The sequence below is a fragment of the Agathobaculum sp. genome (assembly GCF_050946325.1).
Taxonomy (GTDB): domain Bacteria; phylum Bacillota; class Clostridia; order Oscillospirales; family Butyricicoccaceae; genus Agathobaculum.
On record NZ_JBMNUP010000156.1, the window covers coordinates 1 to 4,281 of the forward strand.

The window sequence follows — 4,281 nt, forward strand, 5'->3', positions numbered from 1 at the left end:
CAACGCCAATACGATACACGTCAAGGTTTTCATCCGCTTCATAGACTAGAAACCTCCCTTTTTTATTGTTGTCCCGGAATTTTATGAATCGGTTTAACGATTTACATAGATTATAGCCCAACGATGTATATTCGTCAATAGTTTTTGTCCAAAATATGCAAAGTTAAATTATTTTATTTGTAAATAATGTAAATATTCTCTGTATTTATATAAAATCGTTTGTAAAATATAACCGGCATCCTTACAGGATGCCGGCATTTGCCGCTCCAAAAAGCCCGCCTGTGGCATATGGCGGGCCACGTTTTCCTCCCGGGTCTTGGGCGAGCGCGCGGAAACAGGCCGGGCTTCCGCATCCTCCTCTGCAGGCCACAGTTTTGGGCTGCTCGTTGGGGCTGTGTCCAATTCCCGCTCCCCCATGGCGCTTTCATTCATTTGCAACCGTTCTGCGCTCAGGAGCGGGCCCCTACGCTACCAACCGAGGCCCGCCATACCACCCGCGCCTGAATCTTGAAGGTCTCGTAGCTCTGGGCCCCCTCAATGTTGGCAATGAGGTGCTGCGCCGCAAGGTACCCGCGCTCATAGTTGGGGATAGCCACGGTGGTCAGGCCCAGCATCTCAGCCAGAGGGGTATCGTCAAAGCCTGTTACGGCCACATCTTCCGGGATGCGCACACCGGCCTCCCGGAAGGCGCGCATGGCGCCAATGGCCATGTTGTCGTTGGCGCAGACCAGCGCCTGCGGCAGCCGCTCGCCGATCAGCAACAGCTTTGCCGCCTGGTAGCCGCTTTTTTCCCGGTAATCGCCTGTGAGGTAGCTTTCGGAATGAAAGGGGATGCCATTTTCCTTCAGCACATCCGTGAATGCCTGATAGCGCTCCCGGTTATCCAGCGTATTGATGCCACCCAGAAACGCATAGTCACGGTAGCCGCGCCGAACCAAGCCCTGCACCAGCTCGCGCATGGGCGGATAGTTGTTAACCAGCAAGCATTTCACATTGGGCTCATCCAGGATACGGTCCAATGCCACGATGGGATATCCCTTCTGGGCCTTGCGCTTGAGCAGCTGATCATTGCAGCTCTTATCCAGCATGATGCAGCCGCTGGTAAAGCTTTTGGACATAAAGCGGTCGCACGAGCCGCTGGTGCAGATAATCAGGTCATACTGGCGGGAATAGACATAATCGCTGATGCCATGGATGATTTTAAGATAAAATTCGCGGTCAAAGTCGCTGAAATTGAACAGGATGGTCTTGCTCTCCCCGCTTTTGAGGGCACGGCCCGCGTGGTTGACCTGATAATCCATTTCCGCGCAAATGCGCAACACGCGTTCTCGCGTGCTGTCGCTGACGTTTTTGCGGCCGTTGAGCGCATTGGATACCGTTGCCGTGGAAACGCCCGCTGCCTTTGCAATGTCCTTGATAACCACATTCATTCGTACGCCCCCCTAACTGGGCAGATCGTCACGGGAGAAAGTTGTACCGCGCTGCCTGTGCAATCAGCTGACAGACCTCGTCAAGCACAGAAAGGTTTCTGGGCAACGTGATACAGCAAAAAAATGATTGGTTTCGGGTTAGCCCCGTTATGACCATTTGGGTACCTCTCTGCGGATGAATGGCCTAAGTGGATTATATCATGACCCGTGTAAGTTGGCAAATCTGCAAATGTGTAGCAAGGCTGCCTTGCAAAGGGAACTGGCGTTATTATAGGAGTGTCGAGCCTATGTAACACTGGTTTTGCAGAGAAGCGTTATATTGCCATCCCACCTTGCCCTTGTAATGGCATAGCGATCTGTAACCGATGTTCCTCCATCCCCAGCGCAAACAATGTCTCCGCAACCAGCGTTTTGTACTTGAACTTCAGCGCCAGAAGCGCATTGTCCAGCATCGCGCCGTTGTCCATATGGATTATCTGGATCGGAATGTGCCGGTTTGCTGATGCTGTAGCTTCCTGTGCTGTCACATATTTCAGTGCTTGTTGACGAAAAGTACGATTCCTGTTTTATCTTATCCATAGAAAATTCCTCTATGGAAGTTAGCCGTTGGCGCATCTGTTTTCATTACGGATGGGCGGTCTTTTGTTTCTATTTTATAGAGCCAGCACAACCTTTTCGTTTTTCTATCAGTTATAAGGGGCTCACTTGGTCGCAAAGCAGTACTTGCTATTTTGCGTTCAAAAGCAGTAGAATGGTCATAGTGGCCCCATACGGAAAAACGGCTTTTGTAAATGCATAGGAGGAATCGATGATGGCAAAGAAAGTGCGCAGTGTGAAGAACTTCTGGGGCGAAACTGTTCATTACGATGAGCATGGTAAGAAAATCGGAGTAAGCCGTTCCAATTTTTGGGGTGGAACAAGTCACTATGATGCTAACGGCCGCAAGATTGGCGAGTCAAGTAAGAACTTCTGGGGAGGCGAAACGCTCCGGGATACCCACGGCAAAAAGATTGGTGAATCTTATCACAATTTCTGGGGTGAGCTTATCCATCGTGATGCCACCGGCAAGAGAATCGGCAGAACAAGAAAGTCATTCTGGGGGGGAACGAAAACGGAACTTGATGATCGTGACTGATTGTGCACTGCATGTTGTGTGGACCAGGTCTTGCTGGCCATCAAAACGGTTCGTTTCCGCCACATTTGAGGAAATCGCCGCTGAGCAGTGTAAGCCTAAAGCATCCTGTAGCTCAATGTTACAGGATGTATTTTGTTCTGCGTGCTTTTGCGGCATATACAGCGCACAACACGCATCCATGATGTTCTCTGTAATTCGAGCCGGAAAGGATGACAAGCATTCGCAGTTTGTCCGCCAGGATCAGAAGCCCCGTATGGATAAGGTTGCGGGTCCGCAAACAGTCAGTACGCGTAGTAGGTATCATGGCAATCTTCAAGGTATTTTCTGGGCGCGTCGACCTTTTTCCCGCTTCCGCATAAGAAACAAATGGAGCGGTTGCGTCACTTTTCCTGCCCAAGTTTCCTGCGTTAGGGATCTGCCTGCCTTGACATCCTTTCTTGCCGGCGTTATGATGCCAGCAAGGCAACAGCCGGACACGCCTTCTGTCTGCTTTGACCTTCAATGAAACGCCGCTTTTGCCCATGGCAAAAGCACATGGCAAGAGCACCAGCCCTGAAGCCATATTGACTCAACGACAGCCTTATCCGGTTGTTTTTTACAAATAGGGTGATCGCAATGACCGAAACTTCCGACCTGATGCCCCCCAAGAAGGGCACCGCCTACTACCATCTCCCCGGCCTGTTTGAATTTTACGACCTGTATTGCGTTTTTCTGCCGCTGTACCGCAAGCACAGGGAGTATTTTTACGATTGGTGCGAAATTGGTTCCCTCTATGGCGCGCCGGCGGATTGCATCTGGGGCGGCGGCCGTATCGGGGCGCAAGACTGCAATCCCCAGGCGTCGCTGGCATTGACGCGGAAATATGGGATCTCGGCCCGGCTCACCTTCAGCAATTTCCTTTTGCGGGAAGAGCATCTTTCCGATGCCAAGTGTAACGCACTATGCCGTCTGTTTGAGGAAAGCAGCCAGCCCCAGAATGGCGTGATTGTCCATTCGGAGCTGTTGCTCAGCTACCTTCAGCGGACCTATCCGGGGCTGTATCTCGTTTCCTCCACCACCAAGGTGCTAACGGACTTTCGGGATTTCGAGCGGGAGCTGAGCCGCGGGGCCTTCCGGTATGTGGTGCCGGATTTCCGGCTGAACAAGGCCTTTGCGCAGCTGGACGCGCTGTCCGAGCAGCAGAAAGCGAAGGTGGAGTTCCTGTGCAACGAATGCTGCTGGTTTGGCTGCCGGGACAGGAAACAATGCTATGAAGCGGTCAGCCGAAAAGTGCTGGGCGAGGATGGCCCCGAACACCCTTGCACAGCGCCGAATGCCGCAGAAGGCTATCGTTTTTCCAAGGCCATGGAAAATCCCGGCTTTATCGGCATTCACGACATTGTGAACACCTATCTGCCCATGGGCTTTGCGCATTTCAAGATTGAGGGCCGTGGACTGGGCAGCGCCCTGATGCTGGAGTTTTTGCTCTATTACCTGACAAAGCCCGAATATCAGTTGCGGGTCAGGGAAGCAATCTATCTGGACAATATGCTGGATTTGTTCTGACCAGGCAATATTCTGCAACCAAAGACGAGTCCTGCGGCCCTGCACTTTCGCTGGCGACCTCTGCGCTGGACAGCAAACACGCCCTCCCCTTTGGGAAGGCGTCTGCGTGTCGAAAAAGTGGCGTTTGCCACTTTTTCGACACGCTGGGCCGGAGGGCACGTTGCTCCTCCG

The 4,281-nt window shown here is 52.2% G+C and carries 6 protein-coding genes; 2 read left to right on the top strand and 4 right to left on the bottom strand.

Annotation, left to right across the window (positions count from 1 at the left end; all coding sequences use genetic code 11):
* Positions 1–168 precede the first annotated feature (168 nt).
* The 3 genes from ACOYIE_RS09705 to ACOYIE_RS09715 all read right to left on the bottom strand — a co-directional run bounded on the left by ACOYIE_RS09705 (position 169) and on the right by ACOYIE_RS09715 (position 1,897).
* The gene (locus tag ACOYIE_RS09705; RefSeq protein ID WP_433412712.1) at positions 169–432 is read right to left on the bottom strand and encodes a hypothetical protein; all 264 of its coding nucleotides are present in this window, start codon (positions 430–432) and stop codon (positions 169–171) included.
* A 17-nt stretch (positions 433–449) separates the two neighbouring features.
* Positions 450–1,430: a LacI family DNA-binding transcriptional regulator gene (locus tag ACOYIE_RS09710; protein ID WP_433412714.1), complete on the bottom strand. Its 981-nt coding sequence runs from the start codon at positions 1,428–1,430 to the stop codon at positions 450–452.
* A 314-nt stretch (positions 1,431–1,744) separates the two neighbouring features.
* Positions 1,745–1,897, bottom strand: coding sequence for a hypothetical protein (locus ACOYIE_RS09715; RefSeq protein WP_433412716.1), 153 nt, complete (start codon positions 1,895–1,897; stop codon positions 1,745–1,747).
* A gap of 344 nt (positions 1,898–2,241) precedes the next feature.
* Here ACOYIE_RS09715 and ACOYIE_RS09720 point away from each other — a divergent pair, with 344 nt between their 5' ends.
* Positions 2,242–2,565 carry a hypothetical protein gene (locus ACOYIE_RS09720; protein ID WP_433412718.1) on the top strand — a complete coding sequence of 108 codons (324 nt, stop codon included), beginning with the start codon at positions 2,242–2,244 and terminating at the stop codon, positions 2,563–2,565.
* A 118-nt stretch (positions 2,566–2,683) separates the two neighbouring features.
* Here ACOYIE_RS09720 and ACOYIE_RS09725 read toward each other — a convergent pair whose 3' ends face one another.
* Positions 2,684–3,127 carry a hypothetical protein gene (locus ACOYIE_RS09725; RefSeq protein ID WP_433412720.1) on the bottom strand — a complete coding sequence of 148 codons (444 nt, stop codon included), beginning with the start codon at positions 3,125–3,127 and terminating at the stop codon, positions 2,684–2,686.
* A gap of 53 nt (positions 3,128–3,180) precedes the next feature.
* On the opposite strand from ACOYIE_RS09725, the gene ACOYIE_RS09730 reads away from it, so the two are divergent.
* Positions 3,181–4,110: a hypothetical protein gene (locus ACOYIE_RS09730; RefSeq protein ID WP_433412722.1), complete on the top strand. Its 930-nt coding sequence runs from the start codon at positions 3,181–3,183 to the stop codon at positions 4,108–4,110.
* Positions 4,111–4,281 lie beyond the last annotated feature (171 nt).